This window comes from Rhodovulum kholense (genome assembly GCF_003053725.1).
GTDB classification, from domain to species: domain Bacteria; phylum Pseudomonadota; class Alphaproteobacteria; order Rhodobacterales; family Rhodobacteraceae; genus Rhodovulum; species Rhodovulum kholense.
Genome location: NZ_QAYC01000002.1, coordinates 97,748 through 121,130, shown reverse-complemented (window position 1 = coordinate 121,130; position 23,383 = coordinate 97,748). Strand labels below are relative to the sequence as shown.

General features: G+C 68.2%; 22 protein-coding genes. 14 read left to right on the top strand and 8 right to left on the bottom strand.

All coding sequences use genetic code 11. The annotated features are described in order from the left end of the window. Positions 1-168: 168 nt before the first annotated feature. From C8N38_RS03295 to C8N38_RS21065, 8 genes are all read left to right on the top strand, one after another. The gene (locus C8N38_RS03295; RefSeq protein WP_108023923.1) at positions 169-1,113 is read left to right on the top strand and encodes a glycine--tRNA ligase subunit alpha; all 945 of its coding nucleotides are present in this window, start codon (positions 169-171) and stop codon (positions 1,111-1,113) included. A 9-nt stretch (positions 1,114-1,122) separates the two neighbouring features. Then, positions 1,123-3,198, top strand: coding sequence for a glycine--tRNA ligase subunit beta (gene glyS / locus C8N38_RS03290; RefSeq protein ID WP_108023921.1), 2,076 nt, complete (start codon positions 1,123-1,125; stop codon positions 3,196-3,198). A gap of 74 nt (positions 3,199-3,272) precedes the next feature. Further along, positions 3,273-5,834, top strand: coding sequence for a putative PEP-binding protein (locus tag C8N38_RS03285; RefSeq protein ID WP_108023919.1), 2,562 nt, complete (start codon positions 3,273-3,275; stop codon positions 5,832-5,834). A 185-nt stretch (positions 5,835-6,019) separates the two neighbouring features. After that, positions 6,020-6,700, top strand: a complete 681-nt coding sequence (locus tag C8N38_RS03280; RefSeq protein ID WP_108023917.1) for a cell wall hydrolase — start codon at positions 6,020-6,022, stop codon at positions 6,698-6,700. A 99-nt stretch (positions 6,701-6,799) separates the two neighbouring features. Next, complete coding sequence (locus C8N38_RS03275; RefSeq protein ID WP_108023915.1) at positions 6,800-7,750, top strand: dihydroneopterin aldolase; 951 nt, start codon at positions 6,800-6,802, stop codon at positions 7,748-7,750. A gap of 39 nt (positions 7,751-7,789) precedes the next feature. Next, the gene (gene folP, locus C8N38_RS03270) at positions 7,790-8,809 is read left to right on the top strand and encodes a dihydropteroate synthase (RefSeq protein WP_108023913.1); all 1,020 of its coding nucleotides are present in this window, start codon (positions 7,790-7,792) and stop codon (positions 8,807-8,809) included. After that, the gene (gene glmM / locus C8N38_RS03265; RefSeq protein ID WP_108023911.1) at positions 8,802-10,175 is read left to right on the top strand and encodes a phosphoglucosamine mutase; all 1,374 of its coding nucleotides are present in this window, start codon (positions 8,802-8,804) and stop codon (positions 10,173-10,175) included. Before folP ends, glmM begins: the two co-directional genes overlap by 8 nt. Positions 10,176-10,294: 119 nt before the next feature. Next, positions 10,295-10,486, top strand: a complete 192-nt coding sequence (locus C8N38_RS21065; protein ID WP_146176221.1) for a hypothetical protein — start codon at positions 10,295-10,297, stop codon at positions 10,484-10,486. Positions 10,487-10,570: 84 nt separating this feature from the next. On the opposite strand, the gene ilvC is transcribed toward C8N38_RS21065, so the two are convergent. Further along, positions 10,571-11,593: a ketol-acid reductoisomerase gene (ilvC, locus tag C8N38_RS03260; protein ID WP_108023909.1), complete on the bottom strand. Its 1,023-nt coding sequence runs from the start codon at positions 11,591-11,593 to the stop codon at positions 10,571-10,573. 126 nt (positions 11,594-11,719) lie between these two features. Between ilvC and C8N38_RS03255 the strand changes: the two genes are divergently transcribed. Both C8N38_RS03255 and C8N38_RS03250 read left to right on the top strand, forming a co-directional pair. Continuing rightward, complete coding sequence (locus tag C8N38_RS03255) at positions 11,720-12,184, top strand: Lrp/AsnC family transcriptional regulator (RefSeq protein WP_075784940.1); 465 nt, start codon at positions 11,720-11,722, stop codon at positions 12,182-12,184. Further along, entirely contained in the window at positions 12,181-12,639 is a 459-nt protein-coding gene (locus C8N38_RS03250) for an Lrp/AsnC family transcriptional regulator (RefSeq protein WP_108023907.1), read from the top strand. The genes C8N38_RS03255 and C8N38_RS03250 overlap by 4 nt, the downstream gene beginning before the upstream one ends. Positions 12,640-12,645: 6 nt before the next feature. On the opposite strand, the gene C8N38_RS03245 is transcribed toward C8N38_RS03250, so the two are convergent. From C8N38_RS03245 to C8N38_RS03235, 3 genes are all read right to left on the bottom strand, one after another. Beyond that, positions 12,646-13,848, bottom strand: coding sequence for a UbiH/UbiF family hydroxylase (locus C8N38_RS03245; RefSeq protein WP_108023905.1), 1,203 nt, complete (start codon positions 13,846-13,848; stop codon positions 12,646-12,648). A gap of 59 nt (positions 13,849-13,907) precedes the next feature. Then, positions 13,908-14,162 (bottom strand): hypothetical protein, encoded by a 255-nt coding sequence (locus C8N38_RS03240; protein WP_108023903.1) that lies wholly within the window; start codon positions 14,160-14,162, stop codon positions 13,908-13,910. A gap of 79 nt (positions 14,163-14,241) precedes the next feature. After that, a complete protein-coding gene (locus C8N38_RS03235; protein WP_108023902.1) occupies positions 14,242-14,907 on the bottom strand; it encodes a pyrimidine 5'-nucleotidase in 666 nt (221 codons plus the stop codon). A gap of 104 nt (positions 14,908-15,011) precedes the next feature. Between C8N38_RS03235 and C8N38_RS03230 the strand changes: the two genes are divergently transcribed. After that, entirely contained in the window at positions 15,012-15,665 is a 654-nt protein-coding gene (locus C8N38_RS03230) for a GntR family transcriptional regulator (protein ID WP_108023900.1), read from the top strand. On the opposite strand, the gene C8N38_RS03225 is transcribed toward C8N38_RS03230, so the two are convergent. The 3 genes from C8N38_RS03225 to C8N38_RS03215 form a co-directional block, all read right to left on the bottom strand. Further along, complete coding sequence (locus C8N38_RS03225; RefSeq protein WP_245895498.1) at positions 15,632-17,605, bottom strand: glycosyltransferase family 2 protein; 1,974 nt, start codon at positions 17,603-17,605, stop codon at positions 15,632-15,634. The two genes, C8N38_RS03230 and C8N38_RS03225, sit on opposite strands and share 34 nt — an antisense overlap. 138 nt (positions 17,606-17,743) lie before the next feature. Further along, positions 17,744-19,030 carry a homoserine dehydrogenase gene (locus C8N38_RS03220; RefSeq protein ID WP_108023898.1) on the bottom strand — a complete coding sequence of 429 codons (1,287 nt, stop codon included), beginning with the start codon at positions 19,028-19,030 and terminating at the stop codon, positions 17,744-17,746. A 94-nt stretch (positions 19,031-19,124) separates the two neighbouring features. Further along, the gene (locus C8N38_RS03215) at positions 19,125-19,376 is read right to left on the bottom strand and encodes a hypothetical protein (protein WP_108023896.1); all 252 of its coding nucleotides are present in this window, start codon (positions 19,374-19,376) and stop codon (positions 19,125-19,127) included. Positions 19,377-19,492: 116 nt separating this feature from the next. On the opposite strand from C8N38_RS03215, the gene C8N38_RS03210 reads away from it, so the two are divergent. Further along, positions 19,493-20,080: a TetR/AcrR family transcriptional regulator gene (locus tag C8N38_RS03210; protein WP_108023894.1), complete on the top strand. Its 588-nt coding sequence runs from the start codon at positions 19,493-19,495 to the stop codon at positions 20,078-20,080. Between the two features lie 107 nt (positions 20,081-20,187). Here the strand turns inward: C8N38_RS03210 and C8N38_RS03205 are convergent, their stop codons facing one another. Continuing rightward, entirely contained in the window at positions 20,188-20,547 is a 360-nt protein-coding gene (locus C8N38_RS03205) for a hypothetical protein (RefSeq protein ID WP_146176220.1), read from the bottom strand. A 238-nt stretch (positions 20,548-20,785) separates the two neighbouring features. On the opposite strand from C8N38_RS03205, the gene C8N38_RS03200 reads away from it, so the two are divergent. Further along, entirely contained in the window at positions 20,786-21,265 is a 480-nt protein-coding gene (locus tag C8N38_RS03200) for a hypothetical protein (protein ID WP_108023890.1), read from the top strand. 99 nt (positions 21,266-21,364) lie between these two features. Then, on the top strand, positions 21,365-23,338 hold the full coding sequence (gene dnaG, locus C8N38_RS03195) for a DNA primase (protein ID WP_108023888.1): 1,974 nt from the start codon (positions 21,365-21,367) through the stop codon (positions 23,336-23,338). Positions 23,339-23,383: the final 45 nt, after the last annotated feature.

The window sequence follows — 23,383 nt, the reverse complement described above, 5'->3', positions numbered from 1 at the left end:
TTGTCGTGTATCTCACGTTCGCCCCTGCGGCGAATCTGTCGCGACCCTAGCAGGAAGCGGATTTAATGCACGTCTAACAAGCCCCTTTCTTGTCGGGTTGATTGACCCTGTTGCATCGCTTGCCTATTGAGGCGCAGTCATCCACCGGCACAGGGGATTTAGGGCGCCATGAGCGACGGCAAACCGCGCAGTTTCCAGGAGATCATCCTCAGGCTCCAGACCTACTGGGCGTCCAAGGGCTGTGCGATCCTGCAGCCCTACGACATGGAAGTGGGCGCGGGTACCTTCCATCCGGCGACCACGCTGCGCTCGCTCGGAACCCGGCCATGGGCCGCGGCCTATGTCCAGCCCTCACGGCGGCCGACCGACGGGCGTTATGGCGAGAACCCCAACCGGATGCAGCATTATTACCAGTATCAGGTGCTGATCAAACCCAGCCCGCCGGACCTTCAGGAGCTGTACCTCGGCTCGCTGGCCGCCATCGGCATCGATTTCGACTATCACGACATCCGCTTCGTCGAGGACGACTGGGAAAGCCCGACGCTGGGCGCCTGGGGTCTGGGCTGGGAAGTCTGGTGCGATGGCATGGAAGTCAGCCAGTTCACCTATTTCCAGCAGGTCGGCGGCCATGACTGCCATCCGGTCTCGGGCGAGCTGACCTACGGGCTGGAGCGTCTGGCGATGTATGTGCTGGGCATCGACCATGTGATGGACATGCCCTTCAACGACCCCGATGCGCCGATCGCGCTGAAATATGGCGATGTCTTCCGGCAGACCGAGGAAGAATACAGCCGCTGGAACTTCGACGTGGCCGATACCGACAAGCTTCTGCACTTCTTCGAGGCGGCCGAGGCCGAATGCGCCCGCATCCTCGACCAGCCGACCGAGGACCCGCGCAGCGGCAAGCGCATCATCATGGTGCACCCGGCCTATGACCAGTGCATCAAGGCCAGCCATTTCTTCAACCTGCTGGACGCGCGCGGCGTGATTTCGGTCACCGAGCGCCAGGCCTATATCGGGCGGGTGCGCGCGCTGGCCAAGCGTTGCGCCGACGCCTTCGTCGAAACGAAAGCCGGCGGCTGGACGGGCGATGCGCCCGCAGCCGCGAACTAGAGACGCCCCATGCCCGACCTTCTGATCGAACTTTTCTCCGAGGAAATTCCGGCGCGGATGCAGGCCGGGGCGCGCGAGGCGCTGCGCCAGCGGGTGACCGACGGGCTGGTCGAGGCGGGGCTGAGCTATGCCCATGCCCGCGCATGGTCGACGCCGCGCCGTCTGGTGCTGGCCATCGAGGGGCTTTCGGCCCGCAGCCCCGATCTGAAGGAAGAGCGCAAGGGGCCCCGCGTCGATGCGCCGGAAAAGGCGCTGGACGGCTTCCTGCGCTCGACCGGGCTGACGAAGGACCAGCTTCAGGCCCGCGACGACAAGAAGGGTCAGGTCTGGATCGCGGTGATCGAAAAGCCCGGTCGCGACGCCGCCGAGATCGTGGCCGAGGTGCTGGAGGCGACGATCCGCAACTTCCCCTGGCCCAAATCCATGCGCTGGGGCACGGGCAGCCTGCGCTGGGTGCGGCCGCTGCAGTCGATCCTTTGCCTGCTGACGACCGAGGCCGGGGCCGAGGTCGTCCCGCTGGAGATCGACGGCATTCGTGCGGGCGACATGACCCGCGGCCACCGCTTCATGGCGCCCGAGCCCGTCCGGGTGACGGGCTTCGAGGATTACGCGGTCAAGCTCAAGCGCGCGAATGTCATGCTCGATCAGGACGAACGCGCCGAACAGATCTGGCATGACGCGACCAACGCGGCCTTTGCGCAAGGTCTTGAGGTGGTCGAGGACAAGGGCCTGCTGACCGAGGTCGCGGGGCTGGTGGAATGGCCCGTGGTGCTGATGGGCGCCATCGGCGAGGCCTTCCTGGACCTGCCGCCCGAGGTGCTTCAGACCTCTATGAAGGAGCATCAGAAGTTCTTCTCGGTCAAGGACCCGAAGACTGGGCGGATTGTTCGATTTGTGACGGTCGCGAACCGGGAAACGGCCGATAACGGCGAAACCATCCTCAAGGGCAACGGAAAAGTGCTGTCCGCGCGCCTGTCGGATGCGGCCTTCTTCTGGGGCAACGACCTTGCCGTTGCCAAGGCGGGCATGGAGGAGTGGCGCCAGGCCCTGACCCATGTGACCTTCCAGAGCGCGCTAGGCTCTCAGGCCGACCGGATCGGTCGCATCGCGGCGCTGGCCCGCGAGATCGCGCCCTTGGTCGGCGCCGATCCCGATCTGGCGGAACAGGCGGCCAAGGTCGCCAAGCTCGATCTGGCCTCGCAGATGGTCTATGAATTCCCCGAGCTTCAGGGCCTGATGGGCCGCTATTATGCCGAGGCCGCGGGCCTGCCCGCCGAGGTCGCCGAGGCCTGTGCGCTGCATTACAAGCCCCTCGGGCCGTCCGACGAGGTCCCGACCGCGCCGGTATCGGTCGCCGTGGCTCTGGCCGACAAGATGGACACGCTGACCGGCTTCTGGGCCATCGACGAGAAGCCCACCGGGTCCAAGGACCCCTTTGCGTTGCGTCGTGCGGCGCTGGGTGTGATCCGGTTGGTGTTGACCGGCACGATCCGCATGCCGCTGACCGAGGTGTCGGCCTGGGCTCTTTCTCGCCTGACAGAGACGGGTAAGGGCACGGCGGCCGATCTGCTGTCCTTCCTCCACGACCGGCTCAAGGTCCATCTGCGCGATCAGGGCATCCGCCATGACGTGATCGACGCCTGTCTGGCGATGCCCGGCAATGACGACCTGACCTTGCTGGTCAAGCGGGCCGGGGCGCTGCAGGCGGTGCTGGGCACCGAGGATGGCGAAAACCTGGTGCAGGGCTTCAAGCGCGCCAACAACATCCTGACCCAGGCCGAGGAAAAGGACGGGGTCGAATACTCGTTCGGGGCCGACCGGAAATTCGCCGACGACCCGGCCGAGGACGCGCTGTTCGACGCGCTCGACGTGGCCGAGGCTGCCATCGGCCCGGCGATGGAGGCCGAGGATTTCGCGGCGGCGATGGCCGCCATGGCTGCCCTGCGCGCGCCGATCGACGCCTTCTTCGAGGCGGTGCAGGTCAATTCCGACAACGAGATCATCCGCCGCAACCGGCTGAACCTTCTGCACCGCATCCGCACGACCTGCGGCCGCGTGGCCGACCTGACCCGGATCGACGGCTGAAGGCCGCAGCGTGACGCTTTGCTTGTCAGATTCCGCCATCGGCGTATGCTGCAGCAGGGGCGAAGGATGCTGCGGTGCGGAAACTCACGGATATCGTTGACTTTACCGAGATAACGCCGGACGCGGCCATTACCGCGGACCGTCATGGCGGGCGGGCCAAGTGCCTGCAGCGCCTGATCCGCATCGACCTGCCGGTGCCGCATACCGTCGCGCTGTCCTTCGAGGCCGTGCACCGCATCGCGCTGGGCCAGATGCCCGATACCGAGGCCCTTCTGGCGGTCTTTGGCGCCGCGCCCCTGGTGTCCGTCAGGCCTAGTTCGCAGGACCCCGACTGGGGCGGCCCGGCCTCGATCCTCAATATCGGCATGAACGACGCCCGCCACCGGGCGCTGTGCGACACCCATGGCGAGGCCGCCGCCAACGCATTGTATCTGCGCTTCATCCAGGCCTATGCGGTCCATGTCGCGCGGCTCGACCCCGATCTTTTCGAAGCCGAGGGCAGTTCCGCCGAAACCGTACGCGCGGCACTTGCCGCCTATGCCGAAGAGGCCGAAGAGCCGTTTCCGCAAGATCCGGCGCGGCAGTTGCTGGAGGTGTTGCGGTCGATGGCGCGGGCCTGGGAGGGCACGACGGCGCGGCTTTTGCGGCAGGCCAAGGGGGCGCCGGCCGAGGCCGGGCTGGGGCTTGTGGTGCAGCAGATGGCGCTGGGGCTCGGGCCCGAGGAAAGCGGGTCGGGGGTGATCCAGTTCGTCGACGGCACCACCGGGCAACGGCGCATCACCGGGCGGTATCTGGGGCAAAGCCAGGGTCGCGACGCGGTCAGCCGCCAGAAACAGGCGCTGTTTCTGACCCGGGACCCGCGCGGTCCGGCGCTGGAGGATCGCTGCCCCGACCTTTTCGCCCGGCTCAAACGGTTCGGCGAGACTTGCCGGATCAACCTGCGCGAAGAGATGCAGATCGAATTCACCATCGAGGCCGGGCGGCTTTGGGTTCTGGACGCGGTGCGGGTGCAGCGCAGCGCCCGGAGCGCGGTGCGGATCGCGGTGATGCTGGCCGATGAGGGGATCATCGCCCGTGAAGAGGCGCTGGCCCGGATCGAGCCGCGCGCGGTCAGCGAATTGCTGCACAGTCAGGTCGATCCGACCGGGCGGCGGCATGTGATCGCGCAGGGTATTGCCGCGAGCCCGGGCGCGGCGGTGGGGCGGCTCGTCTTTGGCTCGGCCGCCGCGCAGGCCAGCGCGGCGCGGGGCGAGGCCTGCATCCTGGTGCGGCGCGAGACCACGCCCGAGGACATTCGCGGCATGCATGTGGCGGCGGGCGTGATGACCGAACGGGGCGGCATGACCAGCCACGCGGCCGTTATCGCGCGCGGGCTGGGTGTGCCCTGCGTCGTTGGCGTGTCGGATATGCGGCTGAACCGCCGTGACGGTGTGCTGATCACCTCGGACGGACGGAAACTGCATGAGGGCGATATCGTCACCCTCGACGGCACCAACGGACAGGCTTTGCTGGGCGAGGCCAAGATGCTGCCGCCCGCGCTTGACGACGCGTTCCATGCGCTGATGGGCTGGGCCGAGGCGGCTTGCGATATCGGCGTCCGCGCCAATGCCGACACCCCCGCCGATGCCGAGACCGCGCGCCGGTTCGGCGCGGACGGGATCGGGCTTTGCCGCACCGAACATATGTTTTTCGAACATGACCGGCTGACGGTCATGCATGAGATGATCTTTGCCGCCGGCCCCGAGGATCGCGGCACCGTGCTGGAACGCCTGCTGCCAATGCAGCGCAGCGACTTCATCCGGCTTTTCGAGATCATGCAGGGGCTTCCGGTCTGCATCCGGCTGTTCGACCCGCCGCTGCACGAGTTCCTGCCGCAGTCGCGCGAGGGCATCCGCGAGCTGGCCGATGCGCTGGACCTGCCGCTTTCCGACGTGACCCGCCGGGTGCAGGCCTTGTCCGAATTCAACCCGATGCTGGGGATGCGGGGGGTCCGGCTCGGGATCGCCGTGCCCGAGATCTACGACATGCAGGCCCGGGCCATCTTCGAGGCCACGATCGAGGCCAGCCGCAAGGGCCAGCCGATCGTGCCCGAGATCATGATCCCGCTGGTTTCGGCGATGCGCGAGGTCGAACTGGTCAAGACCCGGATCGACTCGCTGGCGGCTGCGGTGCGCACCGAGCGGGGCGTGGACTTCGCCTTTCGCTTGGGCGTGATGGTCGAGACGCCAAGGGCGGCGCTTCGGGCGGGCGACATCGCCCAGCATGCGGCCTTCCTCAGCTTCGGCACCAACGATCTGACGCAGATGACCTACGGTCTGTCGCGCGACGATGCCGGGCGCTTCATGGGGTCCTATGTCAAGCAGGGCGTGTTTGCCGAGGACCCGTTCCACGTGCTCGACACCGAGGGCGTCGGGGAATTGCTGAGCATCGGCGCCGAGCGCGGCCGCAAGGCGCGGCCCGGGATCGTGCTGTCGATCTGCGGCGAACATGGCGGCAACGCAGATTCGATTGCCTTCTGCCGGACGGCCGGTTTCGACTATGTCTCGTGCTCGCCGTTCCGGGTGCCGGTCGCGCGGCTGGCCGCCGCGCAACTGGCCCTGGGGGCCACCCGCCGCCCAAAACATGGGCGTTATTGAATCAATGGGTTAGGGGCCGTTCTTCAGGTTTCGCGCGAGGCCTCATGCGCAAGTATCTGCCGAGGTTCGCTCTTCTCTGGGTTGCAAAATAGCCCCCCTGATAGACATTTAAGCCATTTTGACTTAAACGGCCGCCCCAGGGCCGCCTGAGGCCCTGCGTTCTGTAGGTCAGCGGTGAGGGGCAAATGGGTCGGGTAAGCGTTCGGGTCGCGGGTATCGCGGCAGCGGCAGCTTTGACATTGGCCGGGTCCGCCGGCCTGGCCGAGATGACCGGCTCGCAGTCGAACGATCCGACGGCGGTGCTGGGCGACAATGTCGCCCGGCTTCTGGGTGCCGAGCGCGCCGGCCTTCAGCGGGTCGGCCAGCGCCGGATCAAGCGGCTGGCCGCGCCCTCGAAGGCCCGGGAGGCGGTGCGCTACGATCCGAAATGGCTGGACGCCCTGCCGCAGGCTCATGGCGCCGCGCCGTGGAAATGCCTGACCGAGGCGCTTTACTTCGAGGCGCGGGGTGAGACGGTCAAGGGGCAGTTTGCCGTGGCCGAGGTGATCCTGAACCGCGTGGCCTCGCCGCTTTACCCCGACAGCGTCTGTGCCGTGGTCAATCAGGGCACCGGTCAGCGCAACCGCTGTCAGTTTTCCTATACCTGCGACGGTCGCGCCGAACATGTGTCCGACCAGCGGCTGTATGCCCGGCTTGGCAAGGTCGCGCGGCTGATGCTGGATGGCAGCCCGCGGGTGCTGACCGGCGGCGCCACCCACTATCACAATCGCAGCGTCGATCCGAACTGGGCGCGGCGCTTTGCGCGGACCGCGTCCATCGGGCAGCACGTGTTCTATCGCCAGCCCGGCGCGGTCGCGGCCAACTGACCTCGGCGGCGGTCGCATCCGCTCGCTGACAGGACGCCCGCGGGGTGTTCGCCGGGCCCGTTTCCGCCTATGAACAAGGCCAGTTTGCCGGAGAGCCCGATGACCGATGACATCCGCCTTGCCTTCGCCCACCCGTCCGAACGGGCCGAAGCGATGACCCCGGAGCGCCCGCTGCGCGACCGGATCTCGCTGCGCGATCATGTGGTGGCGGTCGAGATCGGCGCCTTTCAGGCCGAACGCGGCTCGACCCAGCGGGTGCGCTTCAACGTGGTGGTCGAGGTCCGGCCCAATCCCGCGCCGCTGGAGGACGATGTCGACCGGGTGCTGTCCTATGACCTGATCGCCGACGCCATCGCGGCCGAGCTGTCCTCGGAACGGCTCAACCTGCTCGAGACGCTGGCCGAGCGGATCGCCGAGCGCATCCTGGTCGCACCGCAGGCGATGCGGGCCTTCGTGCGGATCGAGAAACTCGACCGCGGTCCGGGGGCGCTGGGCGTCGAGATCGTGCGCGACCGCGCGCCTGACCAGCCCCGGCCTGTGCCCGTCGCGCCCGAGCCGGAACCGGCCCTGGTGCCGCTGGTTGTCTTTCTCACGAATGCCGCGCTGGCTGCGCCCGATCTGCCCCGCTGGCTCGACCGCTGGCAGGCCGGGGACCGGCCGCTCGTGCTGTGCGTCGGCGCGGCCGACGCGCCCGCGCCGCGTGCGGCGGTGCCGCTGGCCCAGCGGCGGATCGACCTGCTGGCCATCGAACAGAATGCCTGGGTGCTGGCCGGGCGCGATCCGCGCTGTGTGGTGCGCGGCAGCCGGACCGAGATCGACTGGGCGATGAAGCATCGCCAGATCAGCGTCTGGGCGCCCTCGAAGATCGTGCTGGATGCGGTCGAAAGCCCCTCGGCCAGTCCGCGCGACGCGCTGGCGCTGGCCTTGTGGTTCGCCGCGGGCCTTCATGCCGAGCAGGTGCTGGTGATCGGCGAGGATGTGCCCGAACACGACGCGCGCGGGCTTGACGTGCGCTATGTCCCGCCCGGGGCGGTCGGGACCGTGATCTGACGGCTTGCCAAGCGGCGCCCGTTGGCAGATCAACGGCCCATGACACGCTATTTCCGCCCCATCGTCCAGACCGATCCTGCCCGTCCCGCCGACGCCCTGACTTTGGCGGGTGGCTGGGGCTGGTTCGCGATGGCCGAGGTATTGGCCCGGGATGAACCGCCGCGGCTGGTCCCGGCGCGCGCAATCCCCGAGGACTGGCGCCTCGCACTGACAGCACCGCGCCCGGCCATTGCCGGTCTGACCATGGACCGCCCGCGGCTGATGGGCATTCTCAACGTCACGCCGGACAGCTTTTCCGATGGCGGGCAGCACGACCGGCCCGAGACGGCTCTGGCCCATGGCCGGGCGCTGGCCGAACATTCGGACATCCTCGATATCGGCGGCGAGTCGACCCGGCCCGGCGCGGCCGATGTGCCCGTGGCCGAGGAGATCGAGCGCACCGCGCCCGTCATCGCGGCCCTGCGCGCCGCCGGGGTCGCGCGGCCGGTCTCGATCGATACCCGCAAGGCGGCGGTGGCCGAAGCGGCGCTCGCGGCAGGCGCCGATATGGTCAATGACGTGGCCGCGCTAAGCTTCGATCCGGATCTGGCGGGGGTGACGGCGCGGGCGGGCGCGGCGGTCTGCCTGATGCATGCCAAGGGCGACCCGGCCACGATGCAGGACGATCCGCATTACGATCACGTGCTGCTCGACGTTTACGACTTTCTGGTCGAGCGGGTGCGGGCGGCGCTGGCGGCGGGCATTCCGGCCTCGCGCATCGTCATCGATCCGGGCATCGGCTTCGGCAAGACGCTGGCCCATAATCTGGCGCTGCTGCGGGGGCTGAGCCTCTTTCACGGGCTGGGCTGTCCGGTGCTGCTGGGCGCCTCGCGCAAGCGGTTCATCGGCACCATCGGCGGCGCCGAGCTGGCGGCGGCGCGGGGGCCGGGGTCGGTCGCGGTGGCCCTGGCCGCCATCGGGCAGGGGGTGCAGATCCTCCGGGTGCATGACGCGGCCGAGACCCGACAGGCGATGCGGCTGGACGCGGCGGTCAAGGGCATGGAGCTGGGACATGAGTAGACAGATCTTCGGCACCGACGGGGTGCGCGGCCGCGCCAACAACCATCCGATGACGCCCGACATGGCGTTGCGGCTGGGCCAGGCGGCGGGCCGCTATTTCCGCACCGACGGGCTGAACCGGCACCGGGTGGTGATCGGCAAGGACACGCGCCGGTCGGGCTACATGCTGGAAACCGCGCTGACGGCGGGGCTGACCTCGACCGGCATGAATGTGCTGCTGCTGGGGCCGGTGCCGACGCCGGCCGTGGGCTTTCTGACCCAGTCGATGCGCGCCGATCTCGGCATCATGATCTCGGCCAGCCACAACCCGCATGAAGACAACGGCATCAAGTTCTTCGGCCCCTCGGGCTTCAAGCTGTCGGACGAGGCCGAAGCCGATATCGAGGCGATCCTGCAAGGCGAGATCGCGCTGAGCCAGCCCGCCAATATCGGCAGCGCCAAGCGGATCGACGACGGGCTCTGGCGCTATGCGGAATTTCTCAAGACGACCTTCCCGCACGGGCTTCGGCTGGACGGGCTGAAGGTCGTCGTCGATTGCGCCAACGGGGCGGCCTACCGGGTGGCCCCGACCGTGCTGTGGGAACTGGGCGCCGAGGTGGTACATGTCGGCACCGACCCGAACGGGTTCAACATCAACCAGAAATGCGGCTCGACCCATCCCGATACCGCGGCGGCCGCGGTGGTGGCCCATGGCGCCGATCTGGGGATCTGCCTCGACGGCGATGCTGATCGGGTGATGATCATCGACGAGACCGGGGCGGTGGCCGATGGCGACCAGATCATGGCTCTGTTCGCCGAGCGCTGGGCAGCGCAGGGGCGGCTTCGCGATGGCACGCTGGTCGCGACGGTGATGTCCAATCTGGGGCTCGAGCGGCATCTGGAGGCGCAGGGGCTTCGGCTTGAGCGCACCGCGGTGGGCGACCGCTATGTGGTCGAGGCGATGCGCAAGGGCGGCTGGAACCTCGGCGGCGAACAGTCGGGCCATATCGTGATGACCGATTACTGCACCACCGGCGACGGGCTGCTGGCGGGGCTGCAATTCCTCGCGGCGATGGTCGAGACCAGGCGATCTGCCTCGGATCTCGCGCGCCGCTTCGACCGGGTGCCGCAGCTGCTGAAGAACGTGCGCTATGCCGCCGGGGCCGACCCGCTGGGCAGCGCACCGGTCAAGGCCGCCATCGCCGAGGCCGAACACCGGCTGGACGGGCATGGGCGGCTTCTGATCCGCAAGTCGGGGACCGAGCCGCTGATCCGGGTCATGGCCGAGTGCGAGGATGACACGCTCCTGACGGACGTCGTCGAGGGGGTGGTGCATGCGGTCGAGGCGGTGGCGGCGAAGGGCGCGGCGGGCCTTGCCGGGGTCTGACCCTTCCGCGCGGCCGGTCCCCCGGGAAAAAGCGGCAAGGAACGCGTTCAGCCCCGAACCGTTGGGTCTTTGGAAGCGGGCGCAATCAGATGCGCCCGCAGTCTTAAAGGAGAGCCCGTATGGACGCTTCATCCATGGACGCCACGTCCCTGATCGCAAATCTTGCCCTCGGGACGCTTTGCGCCGTTGTGGTCTTCGCCTGGGTCAGCAAGCGCCGGACAGAGGCGCGCAAGGCCGACCCGGATGCCCCCAAGAGCACGCTGGCCGCGGACGCGCCCAGCACCCGGAGCGACGGCAAGGGCGCGCCGTGATCCCGGCTGCCTGTCAGGACAGGGAAACGCGAAGGGCCCCGGAGAAATCCGGGGCCCTTTTTGCCGTATCCGAGAGGGACGGGCTCAGTTCTTCGACTTGTCGACCATCTTGCCGGCGGTGATCCAGGGCATCATGGCGCGCAGTTTTTCGCCGACCTGTTCGATCTGGTGGGCGTCGTTGTTGCGGCGGGTGGCCTTGAAATAGGGCTGGCCGACCGAACATTCCTGCATCCAGTTGCGCACGAAAGCCCCTTGCTGGATGTCGGTCAGAACCGCTTTCATCCGCGCCTTGGTCTCGTCATAGGGCAGGATGCGCGGGCCCGACACGTATTCGCCGTATTCGGCGGTGTTCGAGATCGAGTAGTTCATGTTCGCGATGCCGCCTTCATAGATCAGGTCGACGATCAGCTTCACTTCGTGCAGGCACTCGAAATAGGCCATCTCGGGGGCGTAGCCTGCCTCGACCAGGGTCTCGAAGCCCATCCGGATCAGCTCGACCAGACCGCCGCACAGAACGGCCTGTTCGCCGAAGAGGTCGGTTTCGCACTCTTCCTTGAAGCTCGTCTCAATGATGCCCGAGCGGCCGCCACCGATGGCCGAGCAGTAGCTGAGCCCCAGTTCCAGCGCCTTGCCGGTCGCGTCATTGGCCACCGCCACCAGGCAGGGCACGCCGCCGCCCTTGACGTATTCGCCGCGCACCGTGTGGCCGGGGCCTTTCGGCGCCATCATGATGACGTCGACGCCGGGCTTCGGCTCGATCAGGCCGAAATGCACGTTCAGGCCGTGGGCGAAGGCGATGGCGGCGCCTTCCTTCAGGTTGTCATGGACGTATTTCTTGTAGGTCTCGGCCTGAAGCTCGTCGGGCATGGTGAACATGATCAGGTCGCACCAGGCGGCGGCTTCGGCGATGCCCATGACGGCCAGGCCTTCGGCTTCGGCTTTCTTGGCCGAGGCCGAGCCTTCGCGCAGGGCGACGACGACGTTCTTGGCGCCCGAGTCGCGCAGGTTCAGCGCATGGGCATGGCCCTGGGAGCCATAGCCCAGGATCGCCACCTTCTTGTCCTTGATCAGGTTGATGTCGCAGTCACGGTCATAATACACGCGCATCGCGTTCGTCCTTCATGAGGGTCGGTTGGCGCGAATATAGGCGCATCCCGAACGGGGTGGGTTTCACTCCTTGAAGGAATCCGCTAAAAACGGAAAAATACATTCGCAAGATAAGGCGAAGGCGCAATGATCATTCAACTGGACGATGCCGATCGCCGCCTGCTGCGCTATCTGCAGGCCGAGCCTGGGCTCTCGACCGCCGATCTGGCGGATCGGGCCGGGCTGACCACCGCGACCTGCTGGCGGCGGCTGGAAAAGCTGCGCGCCAAGGGGGCATTGAAGGCCATCCAGGCAGTGATCGACTGGCGGGCGCTGGGCTATTCGGTCGAGGTCAGCCTGCGCTTTTCGCTCGACAAGACCAATCCCCGCGCCTTCGACGAATTCGTTGCGGCGGCGCGCGAGGTGCCCGAGGTGCGCGAGATCCAGACCTTTCTGGGCCGGGTCGATGTGCGGCTGAACATCCTCGCGCGCGACATGGCGCATTATCAGGAACTCTACCGCACCCGCATCCTCACCCTGCCGCATATCGCCGATATCGAGGCGCTGATGCATGTGGCCGACATCAAGCGCGCCGAGGCGCTGCCGCTGTGATCGAACTGGACGATACCGACCGCAGGATCCTGCGTGCGCTGGCCGAGGATGCCACGCAAAGCGCGGGCGCGCTGGGGCGCCGCTTCGGGTTGAGCCAGCCGGCCTGCTGGCGGCGGATCCGCCGGCTGGAAGAGGCGGGGGTCATCGCCGGGCGCCGGGCGGTGCTGGACGCCGAGGCGCTGGGCTTTTCGGTCAGCGTGTTTCTGGGCGTCAAGCTGGCCACCAAGGGCCGGGTCGGGCTGGAACAGTTCGAGCGCGCCGTGACCGCGATCCCCGAGGTCCAGACGGTGCAGCACGTGCTGGGGCTGTTCGACTACCGGCTGAAGGTGGTGGCCCGCGACCTGCCCGATTTCGAGCGGGTGCTGCGGCGCCGGATCATGACCCTGCCCGGCGTCGGCAATGTCGAGGCCAACGTGATCCTCAGCGAGGAACGCCTGCCGGGGCCGCTGGGTTAGGCGCGCTTACCCCCGCGCACCCATGCCCAGCCGCATCAGTGTCCTGCGCACCGGTTTCAGCGCGTAAAGGCTGGCCACGCCCGCCGCCCGCAGATCGCGCAGCGGCTGTGCCGATTGCATCGAGGCACGGTTCAGGATGTCGATGCCGGTCACGCGGGCCAGCACCTCGGGGTGGCGGCGGCGGTGATAGAGATCGAGCATCGGCTCTTCGCCGATCCGGTTCGGCGCGGCGCGGCACAGGTCCAGCAGCACGCGCAGATCGGCGAGGCTCATGTTCAGGCCCTGCGCGCCAATCGGTGGCATCACATGCGCGGCCTCGGCGATCAGCGCGGTGCGTTCCCCGGACATGCGGTGCGCGACCTGGCTGATGATCGGCCAGACGGTGCGTCGCGTTTCCAGCCGCAAGGGGCCGTAGATCGCGCCCGACCGGGCGGTCATCTCGGCATTGAACTCGGCCTCGGGCAGGGCGGCCAGGCGCAGCGCTTCGGGGCCGCGTTCCATCCAGACGATGGCCGAACAGGGCCGGCCGTCGCGGTCGGGCAGCGGCACCAGCGTGAACGGTCCGCCCGAGCGGTGGATCTCGGTCGAGACATTGCCATGGGGCTCGGGATGGGTGACGGCGAAGGCCAGGGCCTTCTGGCCATAGCGCATGGTGCGCACGCCGATCCCCAGCGATTCGCGAACGGGCGAATTGCGCCCGTCGGCGCCGATCAGCAGCCGGGCCGAAACCTTCGTGCCGTCGCTGAGATCGACCAGCGCCTCGGTGTCGCGGGTCAGCACCCCGGTGGTGGCGGTGCCGGGGCGGAAATCGACATTGGGCAGGCCTTCGAGCCGCCGCACCATCTCGCGCCGCAACAGCCAGTTGGGCAGGTTCCAGCCGAAGGGCAGGTCCGACACGTCGGTCGCGTTGAAATCGCGGGTGATGCGCGGCGAGGGGATCTTGCCACCGGCATCGACGATCCGCATCACCTGCAGGTCGGTCGCGAAGGGCGCCAGCCGGTCCCAGAGCCCGGCGGCCTTCAGCACGGCAAGCGAGGGTTGCAGGAAGGCCGTGCTGCGCAGGTCGGCGCCCTCGGCGGTTTCCTCGGTGACCGGCGGAGCGGGGTCCACGCAGATCACGGAATAGCCCTCGGTGCCGAACAGCGCCGCGGCGGTCAGTCCGGCGACGCCGCCGCCGGAAATCAGGATATCGGTGGAAATGCGCGTCATCTGGGTGCCTCCTGATCCTCAGATAGCCTGCTGGCCTCCGGGGTCCAAGAGGACGTTGCTCAGCCGCGGCTGATCCAGATCAGCATCCCGAGGCAGATCCAGGTCGCGACGACCGCGGGCAGGTAGAGGCCCAGCACGCCCCATTGCAGGATCGCGACGATCCACAGGCAGACGCCGCCGCCGACCAGATACCAGACGTTGTCTGCGTCGCCTTCATTCAGGTCGCGGGCGATCCAGCCGATCACCGGAATGGCATAGAAGATGCGCAGCCAGCGCGGCGTTTCGGTGGGTTCGACGGACGTTTCCGATGTCATGCGATTCTCCCTTGGATGCTCCCGATATGGGGGCCGGTCGCGGATGCCCCACGCGGCATCCCGTCGCATACAATGGTGTTTAAGGCAAGGCCGACCAAAGGCGGCACAGGTGTCCGAGAAAGGCCGTCAGGTCGTCGGTATGGTGGTGGATATGGACCGCGTCCTCGCGGACCGGGGCCACATGCACGGTGCGCATGCCCATGGCGCAGGGTTCGGCCAGGTTGCGGGCATCGTCCTCGAAGATCGCGGCCTCGCCCGGGACGATGCCGCCAAGTGCCGCGACCGTCTCGAAGGCCTCGCGCCGGGGCTTGGGGATGTAGCCCGCATGTTCGACCCCGAAGACCGCGTCGAACACGCCGTCGAGCCCGCGCGCCGCCAGCACCCGTTCGGCATAGGGCGCCGAGCCATTGGTATGCACGATCTTGCGCCCCGGCAGGGCGGCGATGCCCGCGCGCAGGTCCGGGTCGGGCCGGATCTGGTCCAGCGAGATGTCGTGGACGCGGGTCATGTAGGGACCTGGCTCGACCCCGTGCAGCGCCATCAGCCCGGCCAGAGTCGTCCCGAATTCGGCCCAGTAGCTTTTGCGCAGGCGGTTGGCTTCGGGCTCGGCCACGCCCAGCGTCTCCATGACGAAGGCGGTCATCCGGACCTCGATCTGGTCGAAAAGTCGTATTTCGGGCGGATACAGTGTGTTGTCCAGATCGAAGACCCAGCCGCTCAGGTTCGAGAAATCTTTAGGCATCATGCGCCTTTGGATAGGGATCTGCGGCAATCGGCACAAGGAGGAGGACTTGATTTGCCCGGCCTCGGAGTCCTATTGTCTACCATCGTATGCAGGAGCCCATGGTTATGAAGGACGTCAGACCCGCACAAAAGGATGCCTACGAGTTGATTCTCGAGGCGATCGACGTCGGTGTCTATCGTCCCGGGGACCGGCTTGTCGAGAGCGAGCTGGCCGAACGCTTCGGTGTGTCGCGCACGCCGATCCGCGAGGCGCTGCAGCGCCTGGAAACCCAGTCGCTGTTGTCGCGCGACGGGCGCAGCCTGATCGTGGCCTCGCTGACCCATGATCAGATGGCCGAGCTTTACGTGGTGCGGGCCGAGCTCGAGGGGCTGGCGGCGCGGCTGGCGGCGCGGCACGCCACCGCCGAGGAGACCCGGGTGCTGCGCGCCATGGTCGAGGACGATTTCAAGTTGCTGAACGACCCGGCCGCGTTGGCGCGGGCGAACCGGCGGTTCCACAAGCAGATCCATCTGGCCTCGCACAACCGCTATCTGGTGCAGCAGCTCGATCTGGTGCATCGGACCATGGCGCTGATGGCGACGACCTCGCTGGCGGTCGAGGGGCGGGGGCGAGATGCGCTGGCCGAGCATGACGCCATCGTCGGCGCCATCGAAGCGGGCGACGGCGATGCGGCCTATGATGCGCTCAAGCGGCATATCTCGATCGCGTTCGAGACGCGGCTGCGTCACGACGCCGATGCGATGCTGGCCGAGGGCTGACCCTCGGGGCTGTGTGGCCGGGCCTCGGCCATGATTTCGGCGGCGCGGCGCGCCTCGTCTTCATGCAGCCCGTGCCGGGTCTTGTCCCAGTAGAACGGCCGCACGGCCATTTCCCAGAGCGCCTTGTAGGACCCGAGCGAGGCCAGCGGGAAGTAAAGATGCAGCGTCGGCAGCCACGGGATAAGCCCGGGCTTGCCCGCCCGCGCCAGTCCCAGCGCACCGATGGCCAGGTTGACGGCCTCGGCGGCGATGAAAAGCGCGAACAGCACCGCAAGACCGGTCGGCGTCAGCGTCGCGGTCAGCGGATGCGGCAGCCCCAGCGGCACCAGCCAGAACGACCACAAGAGCGGCGCAAAGACGAATTGCGTGAGCGTGCCCAGAAACATCACCTGCATCCCGAAGGTGCCCCAGGGGCCAAGCTGGCGCAGCAACTGGCCGGGGCGGCGGCTGTGGGTGGTCCAGGTCATGGCGTAGCCCTTGAGCCAGCGCGAGCGTTGCCGCACCCAGGGCCAGGCGCTGCAATTGGCCTCTTCCTCGGTGACGCTGTCGAGAAATTCGGTGCGGTAGCCGTGGCGGGCCAGACGGATGCCCAGATCGGCATCCTCGGTGACGTTATGGGCGTCCCAGCCGCCCAGGGCCTCGAGCGCGGGGCGCCGGAAGAACAGCGTCGTGCCGCCCAGCGGCACCGGCACGCCAAGCCGTGCGAGCCCGGGCAGGATCACCCGGAACCAGGCGGCATATTCGGCGGTGAAACAGCGCGCCAGCCAGTTGGCCCGGGAGTTGTAGAAATCGAGCACGCCTTGCAGGCAGGCGACCTCGGGGCCCCGGCTGTGGAACTGCGCGACCATCCGGCGGATCTGGTCCGGGGCGGGGGCGTCCTCGGCGTCGTAGACCCCGATGATCGACCCGCGGCAGAATTCCAGCGCATAGTTCAGCGCACGCGGCTTGGTCTTCAGCTGCCCCTTGGGCACGGTCAGGCAGCGCATCCAGGGCGGCAGGCGTGTGCGGTCGAGCATGCCGCGCGTGTCACTGTCGTCGGCCTCAGTGACCAGGCAGATGTCAAGCAAGGCGCGCGGATAATCGAGCCGCGCCAGCCGGGCGATCAGCCGGGGCGCCAGTTCGGTTTCGCGATGCAGCGGCACCAGGATCGACACGGCGGGCAGCCGGGCGATGGTGGGTTCGGGCGAGGGCGGATGGCGCCGGGCATGCAGCAGGGCGCGGATCTGCGCGGTCGCGGCCGCGGCCTTCAGCGCCGTGCCCAGAACCATCCAGAGCACGGTCCAGAGGGTCAGCAGCGTCAGCACGGCCCGTGGCGAGATCAGCGCGGCGAACCCGAGGCCCGAGAGACCCAGCGCCACCCCGGCGCGGGGGCCCGCGTGATACCAGAACCGGCAGCTGTCCCAGGCCCCGACCCGGGTTTCCGCCGCCCGCGCCAGAGCGGGTGCGCGCCGCGCGGCCAGCGCCTCCTGCAATTCGCCCTCGCGGCAGATCACCATCACCGCGGGTTGCAGGTCGGCGGGCAGGTCGGCGCGGTGATCCTCGAACCGTTCGGGCCGGGCGGTGGCGATCAGGGTGGCGCCGCCGACCCGGCGCCAGGGCAGCAGCCCGTCGCGCAGGCAGCGGGCCGGGCCGAGACTGTCGATCAGGCGGGGGTCGGGCGGGTAGGACTGAAAATCGGCGCGCCCGGTGCCATGCAGTCGACACAGCGTCGCGTCGATCTCGTCGGGCAGTACCAGACCTTCGGCCAGCAGCAGATCGGCCAGCCGGATCTCCATCCGGGCCCGCCCGGCCAGCGCGCCGCCAAGTGCCTCGGGCGACAGCGCCCCCGAGGCCAGCAGCAATTCACCCAGCCGCAGGTCGTTCGGGCGGGCAGGCGCGACAGACTCGGGGGAGGACGCGCGGCGACTGCGCGCCGACGCCAGGGAAATGACCTGCGGCATGGGGCTCCCGTTCGGCGAGAAACCCTGCCTTAATGCCCCGTTAAGGTTAATCGGCGGTAAATTGCCGGTGACGCAACGTCACTTTTGAGCGGATGGAAACAATTCGTGACCATCCTGCACGCCCCGGGGGGCTATGGGTCAGACGTCCTCGATCCGGATCGCGACCGGGGCGCCCACCACGACGCCTGTTTCGGCGAATCCCTCCAGCGCCTGATCCAGCGCGTCGCGGGTGGTCTTGTGGGTGACGACCAGCACCGGGGCGGTGGTCTCGCTGTGCCGGGTCTGGCGCATGCGGTTGATCGAGACCCCGGCCTCGCCCAGCACCGCCGCCACCTTGGCCAGCGCACCGGGCTTGTCCTGCAGCTCCATCCGCAGATAGTAGGGCGCCGCGACCGTAGCCCGGGCCGGGCGGGCGCTTTCAAGCCCGGCGGCAGGCTGGCCGAAGGTCGCCACACGATAGCCGCGGGCAATGTCGATCACGTCCGACATCACCGCGCTGGCGGTCGGACCCTCGCCCGCGCCCGCGCCGCGCAGCACGATCTGGCCGACCGCGTCACCTTCCAGCACCACCATGTTGGTCGCGCCCTCAAGCTGGCCCAGCGGAGACTGCGCGGGCACCAGGCAGGGTGACATCCGCTGTTCAAGCCCGCGCCCGGTCATCTGCGCGACGCCCAGAAGCTTGATCCGGAAGCCCATATCGGCGGCGTGGCGGATATCGACGATCGAGATCCGTTCGATCCCCTCCAGCTCGACCGCGTCGAAATCGACCCGGGTGCCGAAGGCGATGGCGGTCAGCAGGGACAGCTTGTGGCCCGCATCGATGCCGCCGACATCGAGGGTCGGATCGGCCTCGAGATAGCCAAGCGCCTGCGCCTCTTCGAAGACGGTTTCATAGGGCAGGCCATCGCGTTCCATCCGGGTCAGGATGTAGTTGCAGGTGCCGTTCATCACCCCCATGATCCGGGCGATCTGGTTGCCGGCAAGTCCCTCGGTCAGCGCCTTGACGACCGGGATGCCGCCCGCAACGGCCGCCTCGAACCGGATCACCCGGCCCGCCGCCTCGGCGGTCTCGGCCAGGGTCTGCCCATGGATCGCCAGCATCGCCTTGTTCGCGGTCACCACGTCCTTGCCCGCGGCCAGCGCGGCCTCGGTCGCGGCCTTGGCGGGGCCATCCGAGCCGCCCATCAGTTCGACCAGGACATCGACATCGTCGCGCCGGGCCAGGGCCACCGGATCGTCCTCCCAAGCATAGCCCGACAGATCGACGCCGCGATCCTTGCCGCGGCTGCGCGCCGAAACCGCCGTGACGACCACCGGCCGCCCGCCGCGCTGGGCCAGCAGATTGGCGCGGGACTGGACGATCTTGAGGACGCCGGCTCCGACGGTGCCGAGACCGGCGATGCCAAGACGCAAGGGGGTAGTCATGAAGGCGGCTCCCGGATCACAGGCTGAGGGTTCGCGGGTTGTTAGCGCGAAGCCGCCGGGCATGCAACGCGACCGGGGCGCGCCCGGGGGCGGCTCAGATCTCGCGGGCGCGCAACCGGGCCGCGCGGGCCTTCAGCGCCGCGGCACGGCCTTCCAGCGAGGGCTCGGGCGGCGCCTGGTCCCGAACCGCCTGCACCCGGTCCAGAAGCGGGTCGATCGGGGCGATTTCGGGCGCAAGCGTCGGTCCTGTCACGGCGCGCTCGGCCGCGTCGATCTCGGGGAAATCGGTGCAGGCGGCAAGCGCGGGCAGCAGCGCTGCGGCAAGGCATAGGGGCAGGCGCGCCATGGGCTCCTCCGTTGACCGCGCGCACCATAGACGGGGCGGCCGGGCGACGGCAAGACGGCGCAGGACGCGGATGGGGCGGGGATTGAACTGAACGCGCGTTCAGATACTCTGGGGCGATGGCACGCACCTCCGGGTCCCATTCCGAGATCACCGGCCCGCGGCTGCGGGCGGCGGCGCAGGCGCTGTTTGCCCGGCACGGGTACGCTGCGGTGTCGATGCGCCGGATCGCGGCCGAGGTGGGCGTGCAGGCGGGGGCGCTTTACAACTACATCCCCGACAAGCAGGGGCTGTTGTTCGAGCTGATGAAAAGCCATCTCGACGAGCTTCTGGCCGCCTGGGAGGCGCTGCCCAAGGGCACGGGCGCGCGCGACGCGCTGGAGGCCTTCACCCGTTTCCACGTGCGCTTTCACCTCGACCGGCCCGATGCGGTCTTCATCGCCTATATGGAGCTGCGCAACCTCGAGCCCGCGAATTTCCGGGCGATCGAGGCGCTGCGCCGCCGCTACGAGACCGTGCTGGAGGACATCCTGCGCCAGGGCGCGGCCGAAGGGGCGTTCGATGTGGCCGACAGCAAGCATGCGGCCTTCGCGGTGATCGCGATGCTGACCGGGGTCACCACCTGGTACCGCGACGAGGGACGGCTGAGTCGCGCCGAGGTCGAGGATCTTTACTGGAGCATGGTGCGAAAGGCCGTCTCGGCCTGACGCGCGGACTGTCCGACGCGGCGGCGTCCCAAGTGCCTAAAACGCGAAACCCGCCGAGAGGTCCCGGCGGGTTCCGCGCCCAAAACGGCTGGCTTTGGCCGGCCCGCTTACTTCTGCGGTTCGCCGGTCATGATGCCGCGAATGAACTTGCTGACCGGGCTGTCGCCGGTGGCTTTGCTGCCGCCTCCGGCCGACGGAAGCTCGGTATCGAACATGGTCGCCTTGTTGCTGAGCAGCGGCCATTTCATCATGTCGGACAGCGGGGTCGTCCCGGTGGTCAGTTCGACCTGGGACTTGCGGCCCGACAGCAGCGGCCACTTGAACTGGCTGGAGAACGGCGTCGGATCGTCCGTTTTCAGCTCGGTTTTCGAGTTGGACGCGCTGAGCAGAGGCCAGTTCATCCGATTCGAGAACGGAGTCGGGTCTTCCAGGAGTTGCGCGGGCTTTTCCGAAGTTTTGTCAGTCATGATCCACCTGTGTTGATCCTGTCCACCAAAATGAATTGGCTTCCCCCCAAAGATGGCGACTTCGTCGCCTCGGGCAAGGTGCTTTTTCGCCGCGTCTGTCCGGTCGCGGCTTGACGTCGGCTCTTTCGCCCAACAAGAGGCGAGCCTACGCGAGACTCTGCCGGAATCACAAGGCGGCGTGGCGGGGTCTGCACGAATTTGATGCAGTCCGAGTCGGGCGCGCGGCGAAGGGGCGGAAATGACGGAAGAATTGGCAACGCTCAGGGTGTCCGCCCTGCGCCGGGTGATCGGACTGGGCGTGCTTCTGGCGCTGGCGGGGCTGTTGTTGCAGATCGCCCTCGTGCATCCGCCCGCTGCGATCGGTTACCGTGCGTTCCTGCTGGCGATGGGGGCGGGTGCGCTGGCTTTGGCCGAGGCGATGCGCCGGGCGACGGCGCGCCGGCTGGTGCTGACGCGCGAGGGTCTTTTCGACGACCGCGGGCGCGAACTGGCGCGGATCGAGCGAATCTCCGGGCTCGACCGGGGCATGCTGGCCTTCAAGCCCTCGAACGGGTTTTCCCTGAGCCTGACCGAACCGCTGCCCCGCGCCTGGGCGCCGGGGGTCTGGTGGCGGTTCGGCCGCCGGGTGGGCGTGGGCGGCGTGACCTCGGCGGGCGAGGCCAAGGCGATGGCCGAGATCCTGACCGCGCTTTTGCAGGAAAAGGCCGGGCGGGGCTGAGCCGAAACCGGCCGCCGTCCTGCGTCTGGTGGCGACTCGCAGCTGCGCGCAGGCCCGGCCGATATGGACAGCCGCCCCCCGCGCCCGATATTGTTCGGCATGAGCTTGCCCCCCGGATTCCTCGACGAGTTGCGCACGCGGACCTCCATCGCCCAGGTGGTGGGGCGCAAGGTCCTGTGGGACGCGCGGAAGTCGAACCAGGGCAAGGGCGATCTCTGGGCGCCGTGCCCGTTCCATCAGGAGAAGACCGCCAGTTTCCATGTCGACGACCGCAAGGGCTATTACTACTGCTTCGGCTGCCAGGCGAAGGGCGACGCGGTCAAGTTCGTGCAGGAAACCGAGAATGTCGGCTTCATGGAGGCGGTCGAGATCCTGGCCCGCGAGGCCGGGATGCCGATGCCGGTGCGCGATCCCGCCGACAAGGTCAGGGCCGACCGCCAGACCCGCCTGCTGGAGGTGATGGAGGTCGCCCAGCGCCATTACCGGATGCAGTTGCAGACCGGCGCGGGCGCCGAGGCGCGGGCTTATCTGGCGGGGCGTGGCCTTTCGCCCGAGGCACAGGCGCGCTGGGAGATCGGCTTTGCGCCCCCCGGCTGGCAGGGGCTGTGGGAGCATCTGACCGGGCGCGGGCTCGACCCGGACCTGATTCTCGCGGCCGGCCTGGCGCGGCCCTCGGACAAGGGACGTCAGCCCTATGACGTCTTCCGCAACCGCATCCTCTTTCCGATCCGCGACGGGCGTGGCCGGGTCATCGCCTTTGGCGGCCGGGCGATGGACCCGAACGACAATGCCAAATACCTGAACTCGCCCCAGACCGAGCTTTTCGACAAGGGGCATACGCTCTTCAACCTCGACCGGGCGCGCGAGGCGGCGGGCAAGGGCCAGCCGCTGGTGGTGGCCGAAGGCTACATGGACGTGATCGCGCTGTCCGAGGCGGGGTTCGGTGCGGCCGTGGCGCCTTTGGGCACAGCCGTCACCGAGCATCAGCTGCGGCTGTTGTGGCGCATTCATCCCGAGCCGGTGATCGCGCTCGATGGCGACAAGGCCGGGATCGGCGCGGCGCGGCGGGTGATGGATCTGGCGCTGCCGCTGCTTGAGGCGGGGCAGGCGCTGCGCTTTGCGATCCTGCCGCCCGGGCAGGACCCCGACGAGGTGATCCGGGCGGGCGGCGCCGGGGCGATGCGCAAGATCCTCGACGAGGCCCGGCCGATGGTTCAGATCCTCTGGGACCGGGCGACCGAGGGCCGGGTCTTCGACAGCCCCGAACGCCGCGCCGCGCTGGAACGCGACCTCACCGCCGCGATCGGCAGGATCCCCGACCAGACCCTGCGCCATCATTACGCCGAAGAGCTGAAGCGCCTGCGCTGGGAGCTGTTCCGTCCGGCGCGGACCGGCGGCGGGGCACGCAAGGGCGGCTGGCCGCGCGCGCCGCACCTGAGGCCTGTTGCCAGCACCAAAAGTTCCGAGCTGGTGCAGGCGATCCCGCGTTTCGAGGAAGAGCTGCGCGAGGCGGTGATTCTGGCTGCGCTGATCACCCATCCCGAGTTGATCGCACAATTCGCGGGCGAGCTCGAGACGCTGGTCTGCGCCGCGCCCGACCATGCCGCCCTGCAACAGGCGCTGCTGAGCCTGCCGCCGCAAGACGACCGCGATGCCATGCTGGCCGCGGTCGAACGGCGCATCGGACCCGAGCCCCTTGAAAAGCTCTTCTCGCTCAGCCATGTGCGCATTGCGCCGCCGGTTCATGCCCCGGGCGACACCGAAAAGGCCGCACTTTGCATCTCGCACGAGTTCAACCGTCTGATCCGGCTTCGCGGGGCAGAACGGGATATCGAGGAGGGCATGCGCGACCTGGAAGGCTTCGCCGACGAGGGGGTGACCTGGCGCCTGAGCCAGGCGGCCCGGGCGCGGCATGGCGCCGGTCTCTCTCAGGACGAGGACGAGGCCGACTTCGAGCTTGCCCCGAACGGGGCGCATGTGGACCGGGACGAACGCGATGCCTTCGCCGAACTTCTGGACCGAATCGACTATGGCAAAGGAAGAACGTCACGCCGCAATGCCCCGGAAAGTTGAGATTTGATCAACGAATCGGGGCTACACAGGTGTTCTTCCCGTTGA